The organism is Pediococcus siamensis, from assembly GCF_047220215.1.
GTDB lineage: Bacteria > Bacillota > Bacilli > Lactobacillales > Lactobacillaceae > Pediococcus > Pediococcus siamensis.
On the sequence record NZ_CP178375.1, the window covers coordinates 942111 to 957740 of the forward strand.

Consider the following 15630-nt stretch of genomic DNA (forward strand, 5'->3'; position numbering starts at 1 on the left):
ATTCGTTGATATGATACTATATAAGCTGAATGAATTATTTAATTAGTAAATGGAGATGGCAGCAATGAGTAAAGAAGAGACAGCAATTTTTGCAGGAGGATGTTTCTGGTGTATGGTGCAACCTTTTGATTCCTTACCTGGAATTAAAAAAGTGGTTTCCGGCTATACCGGGGGACATACGGTAAACCCAACTTATGAAGAGGTCAAGACACACACCACTGGTCACACTGAGGCAGTTAAGATCACTTTTGATCCTGATGTGATGCCATACGAGAAACTAGTACAAATTTATTGGCAACAGACAGATCCTACTGACGCAATGGGTCAATTCCAAGATCGTGGGGATAACTATCGTCCCGTAATTTTTGTGAATAGCGAAACACAACGCACAATTGCTGAGAAGTCGCGTGCGGATCTTGCGGACCGTGAGAAATTTGATAAACCGATCGTCACCAAAATTGAAGATGTGGCGCCATTTTATCCGGCAGAAGATTATCACCAAGATTTTTATAAGAAAAATCCTGATGTTTATCGCCAGCAAGAAGCAGGTGGTAGAGAAGCTTTCATCAAGTCACATTGGGAAAAGGAGAATTAAATTTTTCTCATGGATAAGCAATTTAAAAGAATCGCAAAACGGCACCAGTACACGGCTTTAGCAGGAACTGCTTTTATTTATGCTATATTGGTTTCCATTGCGATGAACTTTTTTTGGACACCGGGTAAGATTTATGCTTCGGGGATTACAGGTTTTGCACAACTCATTTCAACGTTAAGTAGTCGCTATTTGTCGTTCAATCTATCAACGGCGTTAATGCTCTTTGTTTTAAACGTACCGTTATTCTTCTTAGCGTGGGCTCAAATTGGCCACCGTTTTACGTTGTTTACCATTCTATCGGTAGGTTTGGCTAGTATCATGATTAAAGTTTTACATCCGATGACTTTAACCACTGATCCCATTATTTGTGCGATTTTTGGTGGGCTGTCAACGGGTACGGTACAGGCTTAGCTTTAAAAAATGGCCTTTCAACAGGTGGCCTAGATATCCTCGGAATGGTCCTGCGAAAGCGAACAGGTAAAAGTATTGGGACGATCAATATCGTGTTCAACGCATTTATTGTGTGTGCCGCTGGTTATGTTTATGGTTGGCCGTTTGCATTTTATTCTGCAATTGGGCTTATTGTAAATGCCAAGATTATGGACATGACGTATACTCGCCAGCAGCGAATGCAGGTCATGATTGTGACGGATCGTCCCAAAAGTGTGATTGATAGTGTTCAAAATCATATTCGACGGGGCATTACCATTGTTCATGGAGCCGAGGGCGCTTATAATCACCATCAAAAGACCATTCTTTTTACGATTATTTCGCGTTACGAAATGAGCGAATTAGAAATGGCAATGAAAGAATCGGATCCCAAAGCTTTCGTAAGTATTTCTGGGAGCGTTAAAATTTTGGGACATTTTTACGAACCATCACTTTAAACACAAGGGAGCAAGTGAGTTGAAAACAATTTATATGTTTCTCGTTCGAGTTTGCTCATTACTTTTTATCGGACAAAGAAAAACAGCAGTGACATACTTAATGAGTTTTAGTAATAATCAAGAGTTTGTGGTTCGCTTAGCAAAAAAAATAGCGCCACAGCAGTTGAATGTCTACACTGATTTTGATCATCAACAAAGACTTGACCAATTACATTCAGTTTCTAACATTCATCTTCAGACCTTTGGCAACAATTTACATCTTTTTCTTAACTTAATTCCCTTATTAATGCGCAGTCAGTTGATTATTGCAGATAACTATTTTCCGTTTTTAGGTGGACTCGTGAAGACCAAAAAAATGCAAATTGTGCAGCTTTGGCATGCAAATGGGGCTATCAAGGCATTTGGCTTCAGCGATCCAACCACTGAAAAACGAGGGACGTCAGCACAGTTGCGTTTTCAACGTGTTTATAACAGTTTTGATGACATCATTGTCGGTTCGGAAAAAATGGCTGATGCTTTTCAAATAAATTATCGTCTCGACGGTCACCAAATAAAACGGTTAGGCTATCCACGTACAGATAAATTCAGCGATGAAAATTGGGTAACCGCTGTGCAAAGAAAATTCTTTACGGCGTATCCAAATTTAAAGGGCAAACGGTTAATTCTTTATGCACCAACTTATCGAAAAGACGTCACTTTTGAGTTTGCACCTCATTTTGATCAATTAGTTCTGCCGGAAAATGCGGTGTTAATCTTGCGGCTACATCCCCATCTGCAGGCATTAGAAGAGACGTGGGAGAAGAAGCTGCCGTTTATTACTGCCATCGATCCGAAGATAACAACTGATGAGCTGCTAACCGTAACGGATACGCTGATTACGGATTATTCTTCGATTCTGTTTGATTTTACACTTTTAAAAAATGCACATAATATTGGGTTATTCGCCTTTGATCAGAGAGAATTTGATGCTACGGTAGGCTTACAACGCGATTTTGAAACTGAATTTCATGCCATTTTAATTCGCAATGTTAAACAACTTTCAAACTTTTTTGCTAATCCTGAAGATCAAAAGCAAACGATTGCGCAAATTAATCAAAATTGGAATCAATTTAATGATGGGCAAGCGACGGAAAGAACTTTGAATTATCTATTAGAACGGAGTGGCTCGCATGCGTCACAAAATTGAACAGGTTGGAAAAATAGGTGTGCGGTATCTTTTAATTTTAATTAATGAAATCCTAATTCACTTTCCGGTCAAAACGCACTTAATCGTTTTTGAAAGCTTTAACGGCGGGGATATTAATGATAATCCGGCTGCAATTTACCGTGAATTATGCCGAACACATCCTGAGTATCAAAAAACACTCTATTTCGGAATTAAGGGCCATCGCTTGGCTCAGGTAAAAAAAGAAAATCCTGATATTCAGCTTTTACGCCGGTGGTCATTCAAATGGATTTGGATGGTAGCCAGAGCGGATTACTGGGTGTTTAACTCACGGATGCCATTATGGTGGCATAAAAATAGCCACACAACGTATGTTCAAACCTGGCATGGCACACCATTAAAAAAATTGGGAATTGATATTGCGCAGGTGGAAATACCGGGAATTAGCACGGCTGCCTACCACGCGAATTTTCAAAAAGAGGCTCATCGTTGGGACTACCTGATTGCGCCAAATGCCTATTCTGAACAAATTTTTCGGCGGGCATTTGATTTTCAAAATACTTTTATTCGCTCGGGCTATCCACGTAATGATATTTTGTATCATCAAAATAATTCAGCCAATATTCAGTTATTAAAACAGCATTTATTGGGACAGTCGAACACCAAAGTGATTTTGTACGCTCCTACATGGCGCGACGATGACTTTATCTATAAGGGACGTTATCGATTTGACCTGCCGTTTTCCCTAACAAAATTCTTTAAAGCTGTGTCATCTGACACAATCCTGATCATTCGGCCGCATTACTTAGTCAAAGATAAAATTAACATTCACGGTTTTGAGGACCGCGTTAAAATTATGGCCGACACAGATATTAACCAATTATATTTAATTAGTGATTTGCTGATTACAGATTATTCTTCGGTGATGTTTGATTATAGTAACCTGCAACGACCGATGCTATTTTTCCCATATGATTTGGATCACTATGCTAATGAATTGCGGGGCTTTTATTTTGACTATTTGAAAGAATGCCCTGGGCCGATAGTCACCAGTAAAGAAGCTTTTTACCAAGCCCTGAAGACCTTTGATCAAAAAGGGAAGTTTCCCAACTACGATGCTCAATTTGAAGCATTCCAAAATAAATTTAACAGTTGGGAACAAGGCGCAGCTTCAAAAACAGTACTTCAAGCAATTGGACTTTGAGGAGGTTAAAGCTAATGTTATTAGGTTCACACGTGAGCATGAAGGCACCAAAGTTATTTTTAGGCTCTGTTGAAACGGCTCTTGCTTACCACGCAAACACTTTTATGATTTATACAGGTGCACCACAAAATACGAAAAGAAAACCAATTGAAGAACTAAAGATTCCAGAAGGGCGCCAGTTAATGGCACAGCATGATTTCAAAGACCTTGTGATTCATGCTCCGTATATTGTGAATCTGGGAAACACCAAAAATCCAACCAGTTTTCAATTTGGCATCGAGTTTTTAAAAGCAGAAGTAAAGCGTGCCGATGCCCTGGGTGCAAGTCAAATTGTGCTGCATCCTGGAGCTCACGTGGGTGCCGGACCTAAAGCTGCTATTCAGCAAATCGCTCATGGGTTAAACGAAATTTTATCTGCAGATCAGCATGTGCAAATAGCGATTGAAACAATGGCTGGCAAAGGGAAGGAGGTCGGTAAAACTTTTGCAGAAATTGCAGAGATTATTAATCAAATTGATCTGCAGGATAAAGTTTCCGTATGTTTCGATACTTGCCATACTAGTGATGCCGGCTACCCCATTCGTGATGATTTTGAAGGCGTTTTGGATCAGTTTGATCGTGAGATTGGTCTCAACCGTTTGAAAGTTGTGCATTTAAATGATGCCAAAAATCCGCAGGGGAGTCATAAGGACCGCCATGCAGATATTGGAATGGGAACAATTGGTTTTGCAGCTTTAAATAAAATTGCTCATTTCAAAGCTTTAGCGACGGTACCCAAAATTATGGAAACACCATGGGTTCCTGATCCAGAAAATCCTAAAAAGAAGTTTGCACCTTACGGTTACGAAATTGCCATGTTAAAGGCCGAAACCTTTAATACGCATTTAACGAGTGATATCCTAAATCAGGTGGCTTTTGATCATTATTTAAAACAATAAATGATAACTGGATCGCCATTACTTGCGGCCAAGTTGATAAATACAGGTCCGTTTATGCGAGAAGCGGCTGGGAAAATTTTCCCAGCCGCTTCCTGTTTTCACATCTTAAGTAATCAAAATAAGGGGGAAAGGTCTACCTCCTCTGGTTAACGAAAGAACCGAACAATTCGTGTCTTGAATTGTTCGGTCTCTTAGTTAAAAATCTTCTTTACTTCGTTTGACTACCATCACAGGCAGTATCTTTTATTCATTGCTGACATCAAGTTCCAGACTTTCCATAATTAACGTTGCGGTTTCTTCGATTGACTTATTGGAGGTGTTGATGACCAAACAACCAATCTGTTTAAAGATTTTATCGGCGTAATCCAATTCAAGTTTGATGCCTTCAGTATTTGAGTAGGAGGATTCTGGATTCAAACCATAGGCAATCATTCGTTGCCGTCTGATATCATTCAAAACTTCTGGAGTTGTCGTGAGCCCAAAGACCTTTTTAGGATCCACTTGCCAAATCTCGTCTGGAATTGAAGCCTGGGGAACAAGTGGCAGGTTAGCCACTTTGAAGCCCTTATTTGCTAGGTAAAGCGATAGTGGCGTCTTTGATGTGCGTGAAACTCCCAAAAGGACGATGTCTGCTTTTAAAAATCCAGACGGGTCTTTGCCATCATCGTAAGTTACCGCAAACTCCATGGCTGCAATTTTATCGAAATACCCTTCATTCAGATTGTGAACGGTGCCCGGTTTGTTTGCAACTGTGGCACCCGTCTGTTGTTTAAATAGGGAAATTGCAGGTGTTAAAACATCGTAATAGAGAAGATCATCCTGAGTGCAGACTTCTTTAGCGAATTTGTTTAGTTCAGGATTAACGAAAGTTGAAAATACGACTGCCTTTTGCCGATGAGCACGCTTTAAAATGCCGTCCAACAATGACGTTGTTTGTGTAAATGGATAACGATCAAATTCGAAATTTTCATTAGGAAATTGTGCAGCTGCCGCTCGAGCAACCGAACTTGCTGTTTCACCAACTGAATCAGAAATAATAAATACTTTTGTTGTCATAACCAATCACCCTCATCCTTTTGATTTAAGTCTACCATATGGGGCGGATAATGAAAACGGTTTTATAAAGTGACTAATGAATTTAATAAAAGCGCGATTGAGTTATTGACGGGAAAATCTATGTTATGTATAATAATAAAGAACACGGATTTAATTTAATAGATTCGTCGTTACTTTAGAGCTCGGAGGGAGGGATTCAAAATGTCAAAAACAGTCGTTCGTAAAAACGAGTTACTTGATGACGCTCTTCGCCGCTTTAAACGTACAGTTTCTAAATCAGGTACTTTACAAGAATATCGTAAACGGGAATTCTACGAAAAGCCAAGTGTTAAACGCAAACTAAAATCAGAAGCTGCAAGAAAACGCAAAAACAAGAAACGCTTCTAATTTTTAATGCTCCTGAAATCAGGAGCTTTTTTTGTATCAAAAAATTTGATAAGGGGATAAAATAATGAGTATAGTAGAAACAGTTACTGCCGATATGAAAACGGCAATGAAAGCGCGTGACAAACAAACATTAAGTGTCATTCGGATGTTGAAGGCAGCTTTAATGAACGAAAAGGTAAAAGTGAATCATGAACTTACCGACGAAGAAGCACAGGCAGTAATTGCACGCGAATATAAGCAAAGAAAAGAGTCTTTAGACGAGTTTCAAAAAGGAAATCGTGAAGACCTAGTTACAGAAACTCAAGCGGAACTTAAGGTTGTTGAAAAATACATGCCCAAACAACTTTCGCAAGCTGAAATCGAAAAAATTGTTGCGACTACCATTGCGGAGGTCGGAGCGACGGGTACTTCAGATTTTGGGAAGGTTATGGGCGCAGTTATGCCAAAGGTTAAAGGTAAAGCGGATGGCAAACTTGTCAACCAGGCAGTTAAGAGCCAGTTGAGTTAAAAAGTTAATGAAAAAGGAGCAAACACTACTTGGCAGAGCAAAAAGAAATAGAAAAGGAATTTTTGTTATCCAACCCAAGCGAAGAAATGTCACTGCTTGGTAATCAGGATAAATTTGTCCAGATTATCGAGGAAGGGATGGATGTTGCTATTCATCCATTTGGCGAAAAGATTACGGTTACCGGGCAAGACCAGGCCGTTACCCGAACAATTAATGTTTTCAAGAATCTCCTTTCATTAGTTAAACAAGGGATTCAGCTCAATAGCGCCGATGTTGTGAGTGCCATGAAAATGGCCGACAAAGGTACCCTGAATTATTTTCAGGATATGTACAAGGAAACACTGATTAAGGATAATAAGGGCAAAGCGGTTCGCGTTAAAAATTATGGTCAGCGTCAATACGTGGATTCTGTAAAGCGCAATGATATTACGTTTGGAATTGGCCCGGCCGGAACCGGGAAAACTTATCTAGCTGTTGTGATGGCAATTGCCGCGTTAAAACGTGGTGAAGTCGACAAACTCATTTTGACCAGACCGGCAGTTGAGGCAGGAGAAAGTTTGGGCTTTTTGCCTGGTGATTTAAAAGAAAAGGTGGATCCATACCTCCGTCCGGTCTATGATGCGCTTTATCAAATTATTGGCGCGGAGCATACTACCCGCTTAATGGATCGTGGTGTTATCGAAATTGCCCCATTGGCTTACATGCGGGGGAGAACCCTAGATGATGCTTTCGTCATTTTAGATGAGGCCCAAAATACCACAAGTGCACAGATGAAGATGTTCCTAACACGCCTGGGATTTGGTTCTAAAATGATTGTAAATGGCGACGTCACTCAAATTGATCTTCCTCATGGTGTTCGCAGTGGGCTGGTGGAAGCCCAGCGTATCCTTCAAAAAGTTCGCCATATTGGTTTTGTTAGTTTCAGTTCAGAAGACGTGGTGCGTCATCCAGTTGTTGCACAAATCATTAATGCCTACGAAGCTCGTAAATCAAATTAGGATGGAGTAAATTTAGAACATGGATATTCAAATTTATGATCACACAGATCAAGAGCCTGCAGAAAACCTGAGTTTAATCCAAAATGTCTTGAATTTTGCCGGAGATTATCTCAAATTAGCGTCTAATACGGAAATGTCCGTCACACTGATGCATAACGACGAGATTCAACAAATTAACAAAACCTACCGTCAAGTTGACCGTGCAACTGACGTGATTAGTTTTGCAATTGAGGATGATGCTGATGAAGATCCCATTATTCTGGATGAAGAATTGGCGGAAGAAATCGCTCCTAATATTGGTGATTTGATGGTTTCAGTTGATAAGGTTAAAGAACAAGCCGAATATTTAGGGCATTCATATCAACGTGAACTAGGATTTCTTTGTGTTCATGGCTTTTTACATCTTAATGGTTATGACCACATGAAACCAGAAGATCAAAAAATAATGTTTCCGTTGCAGAAAGAGATCTTAAACGCTTATGGCCTTAAAAAATAATCGACAAATAGAAAAAAATCATACCTTTTGGCAATCGTTTAATCATGCCTGGAGCGGGATTACCCGTGTATTTCAACAGGAACGGAATATGCGGATTCATACGGCGTTGGCCTTATTAGTCTTATTGGTTGCCTTGGGGTTGCGTATCTCGCTAGGTGAATGGTATTGGATAATTGCTTGTATTGCTTGTGTTCTGGTAGCAGAAGTTTTAAATACGGTGATAGAAAATCTCGTGGACTTGGTCACCGGTAAAACGTATAGCGAACTTGGCAAACACATTAAAGATATGGCAGCAGGAACGGTTTTAATTACCGCATTTTTTTCTGGTATAATCGGGTTATTAATTTTCATCCCTAAAATTTGGCTATTAATCGTTCATTAAGAAATAGGAGAAAAATTTTGGAAAACAAAAATACAAACTTTCATTCTGGTTTTATCGCAATTGTTGGGCGGCCGAATGTCGGTAAATCAACTTTTATGAATTATGTTCTTGGTCAAAAAATTGCCATTATGAGCAATGTCCCACAAACGACAAGAAACAAAATTCAGGGTATTTATACCACGGAAAAGGAACAAATCATCTTTATCGACACCCCCGGCATCCATAAAGCACATAATAAGTTAGGCGATTACATGGTGCAAGCTTCATTATCGACACTTAATGAAGTAGATGCTGTAATGTTTATGATTAGTGCGAATGAAAAACGGGGCGCTGGCGATAATTTCATTATTGAACGCTTAAAACAAATTAAAAATCCTGTTTATTTAGTGATTAACAAAATCGATTTAATCAATCCTAATAAGCTCCTTGAAATTATGGATGATTATAAGAACGCCTTAAATTGGAAAGAGGTTATTCCCATTTCCGCAACGCAGGGGAACAATGTTTCGGAATTGGTCGATACGCTCGCAGCCGAATTACCAGAAGGACCTAAGTATTATCCTGAAGATCAAGTTACGGATCATCCCGAACGTTTCATTGTGGCTGAACTTATCCGTGAAAAGATTCTGATGCTGACCCGTCAGGAAGTTCCACATTCAGTAGCGGTGGTCATTGATAGCCTGAAACGTCAGGATAAACGTAAAATTCATATTCAAGCCACCATTATTGTGGATCGTCCGACCCAAAAAGGAATCATTATTGGACATGGCGGTTCAATGCTTAAAAAAATTGGCAGCCTGGCGCGTCAGGATATGGAACATCTGCTAGGCGATCAAGTTTATCTTGAATTATGGGTGAAAGTTTCCGAGGGCTGGCGTGATAAACAAAACTTGCTTCAATCATATGGTTATCGAAAAGATAATTAACAGGAGATAAGGCATGGCAGCACAAGTAACCACACAATTTCAGGGAATTGTGATGTATCGAAAAGATTACCGTGAGCGTGACCAGTTGGTGAAGTTTTTTACCCGTGAATTTGGCAAAAAAATGTTTTATATTCGGGGCGCTCGGAAAAAAGGCTTTAAATTAGCAGCTGCAATTTTACCTTTTACAACTGGAACATACGTGGGTTTGATCAAAGAAAAAGGGCTGTGTTATCTGAATGCTGAGAAAACACTTACGCAATTTGAGCAAATCAATCTGGACATTAAGAAAAATGCATATGTAACTTACATCTTGAACCTTATCGATAGTGCTTTTCCTGATGGTGACCCTGTGCCTTTTTGGTATGATCGGGTGATCAGTGCTATGGAAAAAATTGATCAGGGCTTAGATGCCCAGATAATCACCCACATTTTTGAACTTCAATTACTTCCTGTTTTTGGCGTTCAACAGGAGTGGCGTGGTTGTATTGTTTGCCACCGTACGGATTTACCCCTGGATTACTCGGAATCTTCCGGTGGATTATTATGCCAAAATCATTGGCACTTAGATCCCAAGCGAGCTCATTTGGATCAACGAACGGTTTATTACTTGCAAAAGCTAAGTTCAGTGAATCTCGATAACGTGCGCTCGATTGGCGTGCATCATGGCACTAAGGCGAAGTTAAAGGCCGTGATTGATCTTATTTATCAAGATGAAGTGGGTTTAAGCCTGAAAAGTAAACATTTTATTGATACAATGGATTCTTGGGGATAGAGAGTTGACTTTGAGAATCAATTAAATTATGATTAGATAGAATTCAATACTGAACGATGATGAAAAGGGCTTTTGACCGGTTTTTCAGAGAGCTTAGGGTGGTGGAACTAAGTAAACAATTCAAAAGTTGGCGTTTCGGAGTTCGCAAATTAAGCTGCTGACATTTTTTGTCAGAAGTAGGGTGGAACCGCGAATAAATCGTCCCTACGTAGATTACTTCTGCGTAGGTTTTTTTGTGTTCAGAAATAAAAAGGAGACACATAATGGTAGATAAATTAGCTGTACAAGACATTATTCTCAAGTTGCAGCATTATTGGTCAGATCAAGGTTGTATGTTAATGGAGGCCTACGATACTGAAAAAGGTGCAGGAACGATGAGTCCATACACATTTTTACGTGCAATCGGTCCGGAACCTTGGAACGCAGCTTACGTGGAACCTTCTCGTCGTCCTGCCGATGGCCGTTACGGTGAAAATCCTAACCGTCTTTACCAACATCATCAATTTCAAGTTATCATGAAACCATCACCGGAAAATATCCAAGAGCTTTATTTAGGTAGTTTAAAAGCGCTGGGCATTGAACCCTTGGAACACGACATTCGGTTTGTGGAAGATAATTGGGAGAATCCTTCAATGGGGTGCGCTGGTGTTGGTTGGGAAGTTTGGCTGGACGGTATGGAAGTCACACAGTTTACTTACTTCCAGCAAGTTGGAGGTCTTGAAGTTTCGCCCGTTACCAGCGAGGTTACTTATGGCCTTGAACGCCTAGCTTCATACATCCAAAATGTGGATTCTGTCTTTGACTTGGAATGGGGCCATGGGGTCAAGTATGGTGAAATTTTTAAAGAACCTGAGTATGAGCACTCTAAGTATTCTTTTGAAGAAAGCAATCAAGCAATGTTGTTACACTTATTTGATGACTATGAAAAAGAAGCAAAGGCTCAGATCAAAAACGGCTTGGTTCATCCAGCTTATGACTATATTTTGAAGTGCAGCCATACCTTTAACCTGCTGGATGCACGCGGTGCTGTTTCAGTAACTGAACGTGCTGGCTACTTATCACGAATCCGTAATATGGCAAAATCGGTTGCCAAAGCTTTTGTTCAAGAACGCGAAGCACTTGGTTTTCCGCTATTAAAAGATACTGATTCCAAAAAGGAGGTCACAAAATAATGGCACATACCTATTTACTGGAAATTGGATTAGAAGAAATCCCTGCGCATGTTGTGACGCCCAGTATCATTCAATTGAAAAAACGGGTCAGTGATTTCTTGACTGATCAGCGTCTTGATTATTCAGAAATTCAAACTTATTCTACGCCTCGCCGCCTCGCCGTTTTGATTAGTGGCCTTGCTGAGCGGCAAACTGATATTGCAGAAGAAGTTAAAGGCCCAGCGAAGAAGATTGCTTTGGACCAGGAAGGTAATTGGTCAAAAGCGGCGATTGGGTTCACACGCGGTCAGGGCGTTACGACTGATGACATTACGTTCAAAGAATTAAAGGGCACAGAATATGTCTATGTCACTAAAAAAACAGTTGGCGAACCAGTCGAAAAAGTTCTCCCCAAACTAAAAGACGTTGTGATGAAAATGAACTTCCCAACAATGATGAAGTGGGCAAATTTTAATTTTAAATACGTCCGTCCCATTCGTTGGTTAGTATCCCTTTTAGATAATAAAGTGGTGCCATTTAGTATTCTGGATGTCACCGCAAGTAACCTTTCACAAGGACATCGTTTTCTTGGTAAGCCGGTTACCATTGACCAGGCAACCGATTACGAAGATGATCTTAAAAATGAATTTGTTATGGCTGATGCTGCTAAGCGAAAACAGGTCATTAAAGATCAAATTGACCAATTGGCAGCCGATTTCGATTGGACAATCCAGCTTGACCAAGATCTCTTGGAGGAAGTAAATAACTTGGTAGAATGGCCAACGGCATTTGCAGGTCATTTTGATGAAAAGTATTTGGAAATTCCAGAAGAGGTTCTGATTACTTCGATGCGTGATCATCAACGATTCTTTTATGTCCGCAGTCAAACGGGCAAATTATTGCCTAACTTTGTTTCGGTTCGAAATGGTAATCGCGAACACTTAGATAATGTGATTCGCGGAAATGAAAAGGTCCTCACTGCGCGTTTAGAAGATGCTGCCTTTTTCTATCATGAGGACCAGAAACATTCGATTAATTATTTTGTTGAAAAACTAAAGAAAGTCAGTTTTCACGATAAAATTGGAACAATGTACGAGAAAATGGAACGTGTCCAACTGATCGCTCAAGAATTAGGTAAGTTTGTTGGACTGACTGAATCGGAATTAGCTGCGGTTAAACGGGCAAGTGAAATCTATAAGTTTGATTTAGTGACCGGCATGGTGGGTGAATTCCCAGAATTGCAGGGTATTATGGGCGAAAAATATGCGCTTTTGCAAGGCGAATCCCCAGCAGTCGCAACTGCGATTCGGGAACACTATATGCCAATTAGTGCTGACGGTGAACTTCCCAAGACAAAGGTCGGAGCCGTCCTTGCCATTGCAGACAAGTTTGATGATATTGGAAGCTTTTTTGCAGTTGACTTAATCCCAACTGGTTCCAACGATCCTTATGCTTTGCGTCGTCAAGCTCTAGGAATTGTGCGCATTACCCGCGATCAGAATTGGCATTTTCCAATCAAGGATTTGCAAGAAGATTTTCTTAAAGATCTACAAGAAAATCAGGCTACCTTCGACCTTAACTTTAAACAACATGCGAATGATGTTCGTGAGTTCATGAAAGACCGTGTTCGCCAGTGGTTCTCAAATAAGAAAGCGCGTTACGATATTGTCGAGGCAGTTACAAATGGCAGTAACACCGATATATTAAATATGCTAGATGCTGCTAAGGTTTTAGAGAGCCATAAGAACGACCAAAACTTTAAAGAAAATATCGAAGCATTGACTCGTGTTATTCGAATTGCGGAAAAGTCACAAATTACGGGTCAAAAGCTAGTTGTGGATCCGGATTTATTTGAAAACGAGTCAGAAAAGGCGCTGTTTGCAGGCGTTCAAGCCGTCCAAGAAAAGGCGAGTGACCGCACGATTAATGAAAACTTCGAAGCACTCCAAAAATTAAGACCGCTAATTGAAAGTTACTTTGACCAAACTATGATCATGGTTGACGATAAAAAAATCCGTGAAAATCGATTAAATCAACTAACAATTTTAGCAAGATTGATTTTCTCAATCGGGAATTTAAAGGAACTAGTCGTCAAATAACAGCTTAACTGATCTCCATTTTAATTACCTTGCAGTAATTTTGGTGGGGATCGTTTCTTTAGGAAAGTTAAATCGCTAGTTTTGGTGCGAAAGTTGTCACACAAAATTGATGAAATCTTGAGCCGTTTTAATTGCTTTTTCTATTTCAAGGCGGTATTATTTGTTATGTGTCGATATTGTGGTGGAGTGTGCACTTGAGGGGAGGTCATCGTTTTTGGCAAGAACAATTCCAGAAGATCTGATTGATCAGATTCGAACCTCTGTCAATATTGTGGACGTCATTAGTCAGTACGTTCAATTAAAAAAACAGGGTAAAAATTTTTTTGGCCTATGTCCTTTTCATGAAGAAAAAACAGCTTCCTTTTCAGTTTCAGAGTCAAAACAGATTTTTCACTGCTTTAGTTGTGGACGCGGAGGCAACGTGTTCAAATTCTTGATGGAACTGAATCATCTTGAATTTCCCGCGGCTGTTCGTCAAGTTGCGGATTTTGCCAATATCGAGCTTCCCGAAGTCTATAGCGAAACCACGGCAGCATCACCGGCTAGCAGTGAACAGAGCCAATTAATCAGTTTGTATGATCAAGCGGCAAAGCTTTATACGCATGTCTTACTGAATACAGAGATGGGACAGCCAGCTCTTGATTACCTGCACAAACGGGGGCTAACTGATGATATTATTAATAAATTTCAGTTAGGTTTTGCACCTGGTGAACAGTTATTAAAAGAATTTTTTGATGAGAAAAAGGTTGATTATCAGTTACTCCGCCGTTCTGGTCTTTTTATTGAAGACCAGCAGGGAAAATTACGCGATCGTTTTTTTGGCCGTGTCATGTATGCGATCAAGAATCCGCAAGGTCATGTGATTGCATTCTCTGGGCGGGTATTGAACAAGGCAGATTCGCAAGCCAAATATATAAACAGTCCTGAAACAAAAATCTTTAACAAGGGAAATGTTTTGTACAATTTCGACTTGGCACGTTCAGCAATTCGACAAGAAAAGCGTGCAATTTTATTTGAAGGTTTTATGGACGTTATTGCCGCGTATCAATCGGGAGTGATGAATGGGATTGCTTCAATGGGTACTAGCTTTACCAATGAACAAATTTATCTGCTGCAACGCACGACCGCGCAACTAGATATTTGTTACGACGGTGATGACCCTGGGCAAGCAGCCATTAATCGTGCGCTGGATGCTTTTAGCGCGAACAGTCGCTTGCAGCTTAGTGTGATTGAAGTTCCTAACAAACTAGATCCAGACGAATATGTCCGTCAGTACGGGGAAAAACAATTTTCTGAAATTGTTCATTCAGCACGCTTGACGCCTACCGCATTCAAGCTAGACTACTTGAAACGTGATTTTAATCTAAGTAATGAGGCAGACCAACTTAGTTATCTTGAAGGGGCACTAAAAGAGATTAGTAAATTAACTTCAAGTGTTGAACAGGATCTTTATTTGAATCAACTAGCCAAGGAATTTGGTGTTCAGGTACAAGATCTTAGACAACAATTACGGCAAGTTCATTCACAGCAAGCAATCGCAGTTCACAAAGACCAAGGCACTCAACCAGGACAGGCAACGCCTCAGGTTCAAGAATATCACCGCCAAAAAGTTAAATTAGATAAAGTAGAATTGGCCGAACAACGGTTACTTAACTACTTACTTTATGACCATAATGTTTGGTTAAAGTTGGCCGGATTACCAGATTTTCATTTTGTGCATGAAACTTACCAAACGATTTATATGCTTGCTTCGGGTTATTTTGAAAATCATCAAACTTACGATTCGGCAGCGTTTATGGACTTTGTGCATGATACTAAGCTGCAAAACATTATTGCAGAATTAGATTTACAAGATCTAGATGACGAAAATATCGATCAATCGGTCAACGATTATATCAAAGTTATCACGGCTGAGGCACCTCTCAGCCAACAAATTGCAGCTAAAAATAAGTCTTTAGATGAAGCTAAGAAAATGGGAAATACGGAACTGCAACAAAAATTGGCAGTTGAGTTAGTTGAATTATATCGGCAACGTCAAGGGGCATAACACGTTCACGGAGGGACTT

15 protein-coding genes and 1 pseudogene are annotated in these 15630 nt (G+C 40.0%); 15 read left to right on the forward strand and 1 reads right to left on the reverse strand.

What is annotated here, in order from left to right; translation table 11 throughout:
• Positions 1–64: 64 nt before the first annotated feature.
• The 5 genes and pseudogenes from msrA (at position 65) to ACLJJ6_RS04520 (ending at position 4789) form a co-directional block, all read left to right on the forward strand.
• The gene (gene msrA / locus ACLJJ6_RS04500; protein ID WP_412990231.1) at positions 65–595 is read left to right on the forward strand and encodes a peptide-methionine (S)-S-oxide reductase MsrA; all 531 of its coding nucleotides are present in this window, start codon (positions 65–67) and stop codon (positions 593–595) included.
• 9 nt (positions 596–604) lie between these two features.
• A pseudogene (locus tag ACLJJ6_RS04505) lies at positions 605–1482 on the forward strand (YitT family protein).
• A 19-nt stretch (positions 1483–1501) separates the two neighbouring features.
• Complete coding sequence (locus tag ACLJJ6_RS04510; protein WP_412990232.1) at positions 1502–2668, forward strand: CDP-glycerol glycerophosphotransferase family protein; 1167 nt, start codon at positions 1502–1504, stop codon at positions 2666–2668.
• Positions 2652–3851 carry a CDP-glycerol glycerophosphotransferase family protein gene (locus tag ACLJJ6_RS04515; protein WP_412990233.1) on the forward strand — a complete coding sequence of 400 codons (1200 nt, stop codon included), beginning with the start codon at positions 2652–2654 and terminating at the stop codon, positions 3849–3851. Before ACLJJ6_RS04510 ends, ACLJJ6_RS04515 begins: the two co-directional genes overlap by 17 nt.
• A 14-nt stretch (positions 3852–3865) precedes the next feature.
• Positions 3866–4789, forward strand: a complete 924-nt coding sequence (locus ACLJJ6_RS04520; protein WP_412990234.1) for a deoxyribonuclease IV — start codon at positions 3866–3868, stop codon at positions 4787–4789.
• A gap of 243 nt (positions 4790–5032) precedes the next feature.
• On the opposite strand, the gene ACLJJ6_RS04525 is transcribed toward ACLJJ6_RS04520, so the two are convergent.
• Positions 5033–5845, reverse strand: a complete 813-nt coding sequence (locus ACLJJ6_RS04525) for a pyruvate, water dikinase regulatory protein (protein WP_412990235.1) — start codon at positions 5843–5845, stop codon at positions 5033–5035.
• A 201-nt stretch (positions 5846–6046) separates the two neighbouring features.
• Between ACLJJ6_RS04525 and rpsU the strand changes: the two genes are divergently transcribed.
• The 10 genes from rpsU to dnaG all read left to right on the forward strand — a co-directional run bounded on the left by rpsU (position 6047) and on the right by dnaG (position 15611).
• Positions 6047–6232 (forward strand): 30S ribosomal protein S21, encoded by a 186-nt coding sequence (gene rpsU, locus ACLJJ6_RS04530; protein ID WP_412990237.1) that lies wholly within the window; start codon positions 6047–6049, stop codon positions 6230–6232.
• A 64-nt stretch (positions 6233–6296) separates the two neighbouring features.
• Positions 6297–6740 (forward strand): GatB/YqeY domain-containing protein, encoded by a 444-nt coding sequence (locus ACLJJ6_RS04535; RefSeq protein ID WP_412990238.1) that lies wholly within the window; start codon positions 6297–6299, stop codon positions 6738–6740.
• Positions 6741–6769: 29 nt separating this feature from the next.
• Positions 6770–7738 (forward strand): PhoH family protein, encoded by a 969-nt coding sequence (locus ACLJJ6_RS04540; protein WP_412990239.1) that lies wholly within the window; start codon positions 6770–6772, stop codon positions 7736–7738.
• A 19-nt stretch (positions 7739–7757) separates the two neighbouring features.
• Positions 7758–8234, forward strand: coding sequence for an rRNA maturation RNase YbeY (ybeY, locus tag ACLJJ6_RS04545; protein WP_412990240.1), 477 nt, complete (start codon positions 7758–7760; stop codon positions 8232–8234).
• Positions 8218–8616 (forward strand): diacylglycerol kinase family protein, encoded by a 399-nt coding sequence (locus tag ACLJJ6_RS04550; protein ID WP_412990241.1) that lies wholly within the window; start codon positions 8218–8220, stop codon positions 8614–8616. The genes ybeY and ACLJJ6_RS04550 overlap by 17 nt, the downstream gene beginning before the upstream one ends.
• A gap of 17 nt (positions 8617–8633) precedes the next feature.
• Complete coding sequence (gene era / locus ACLJJ6_RS04555) at positions 8634–9542, forward strand: GTPase Era (RefSeq protein WP_412990242.1); 909 nt, start codon at positions 8634–8636, stop codon at positions 9540–9542.
• 13 nt (positions 9543–9555) lie between these two features.
• Entirely contained in the window at positions 9556–10314 is a 759-nt protein-coding gene (gene recO, locus ACLJJ6_RS04560) for a DNA repair protein RecO (RefSeq protein WP_412990243.1), read from the forward strand.
• A gap of 263 nt (positions 10315–10577) precedes the next feature.
• Complete coding sequence (gene glyQ / locus ACLJJ6_RS04565) at positions 10578–11486, forward strand: glycine--tRNA ligase subunit alpha (protein ID WP_412990244.1); 909 nt, start codon at positions 10578–10580, stop codon at positions 11484–11486.
• Entirely contained in the window at positions 11486–13564 is a 2079-nt protein-coding gene (gene glyS / locus ACLJJ6_RS04570; RefSeq protein WP_412990245.1) for a glycine--tRNA ligase subunit beta, read from the forward strand. The genes glyQ and glyS overlap by 1 nt, the downstream gene beginning before the upstream one ends.
• Positions 13565–13778: 214 nt before the next feature.
• On the forward strand, positions 13779–15611 hold the full coding sequence (gene dnaG / locus ACLJJ6_RS04575; protein WP_412990246.1) for a DNA primase: 1833 nt from the start codon (positions 13779–13781) through the stop codon (positions 15609–15611).
• Positions 15612–15630: the final 19 nt, after the last annotated feature.

Coding starts and splice junctions, on each gene's coding strand:
- msrA (WP_412990231.1), top strand. CDS start 65: ATGAGTAAAGAAGAGACAGCAATTTTTGCAGGAGGATGTTTCTGGTGT.
- ACLJJ6_RS04515 (WP_412990233.1), top strand. CDS start 2,652: ATGCGTCACAAAATTGAACAGGTTGGAAAAATAGGTGTGCGGTATCTT.
- ACLJJ6_RS04520 (WP_412990234.1), top strand. CDS start 3,866: ATGTTATTAGGTTCACACGTGAGCATGAAGGCACCAAAGTTATTTTTA.
- ACLJJ6_RS04525 (WP_412990235.1), bottom strand. CDS start 5,845: ATGACAACAAAAGTATTTATTATTTCTGATTCAGTTGGTGAAACAGCA.
- rpsU (WP_412990237.1), top strand. CDS start 6,047: ATGTCAAAAACAGTCGTTCGTAAAAACGAGTTACTTGATGACGCTCTT.
- ACLJJ6_RS04535 (WP_412990238.1), top strand. CDS start 6,297: ATGAGTATAGTAGAAACAGTTACTGCCGATATGAAAACGGCAATGAAA.
- ybeY (WP_412990240.1), top strand. CDS start 7,758: ATGGATATTCAAATTTATGATCACACAGATCAAGAGCCTGCAGAAAAC.
- ACLJJ6_RS04550 (WP_412990241.1), top strand. CDS start 8,218: ATGGCCTTAAAAAATAATCGACAAATAGAAAAAAATCATACCTTTTGG.
- recO (WP_412990243.1), top strand. CDS start 9,556: ATGGCAGCACAAGTAACCACACAATTTCAGGGAATTGTGATGTATCGA.
- glyQ (WP_412990244.1), top strand. CDS start 10,578: ATGGTAGATAAATTAGCTGTACAAGACATTATTCTCAAGTTGCAGCAT.
- glyS (WP_412990245.1), top strand. CDS start 11,486: ATGGCACATACCTATTTACTGGAAATTGGATTAGAAGAAATCCCTGCG.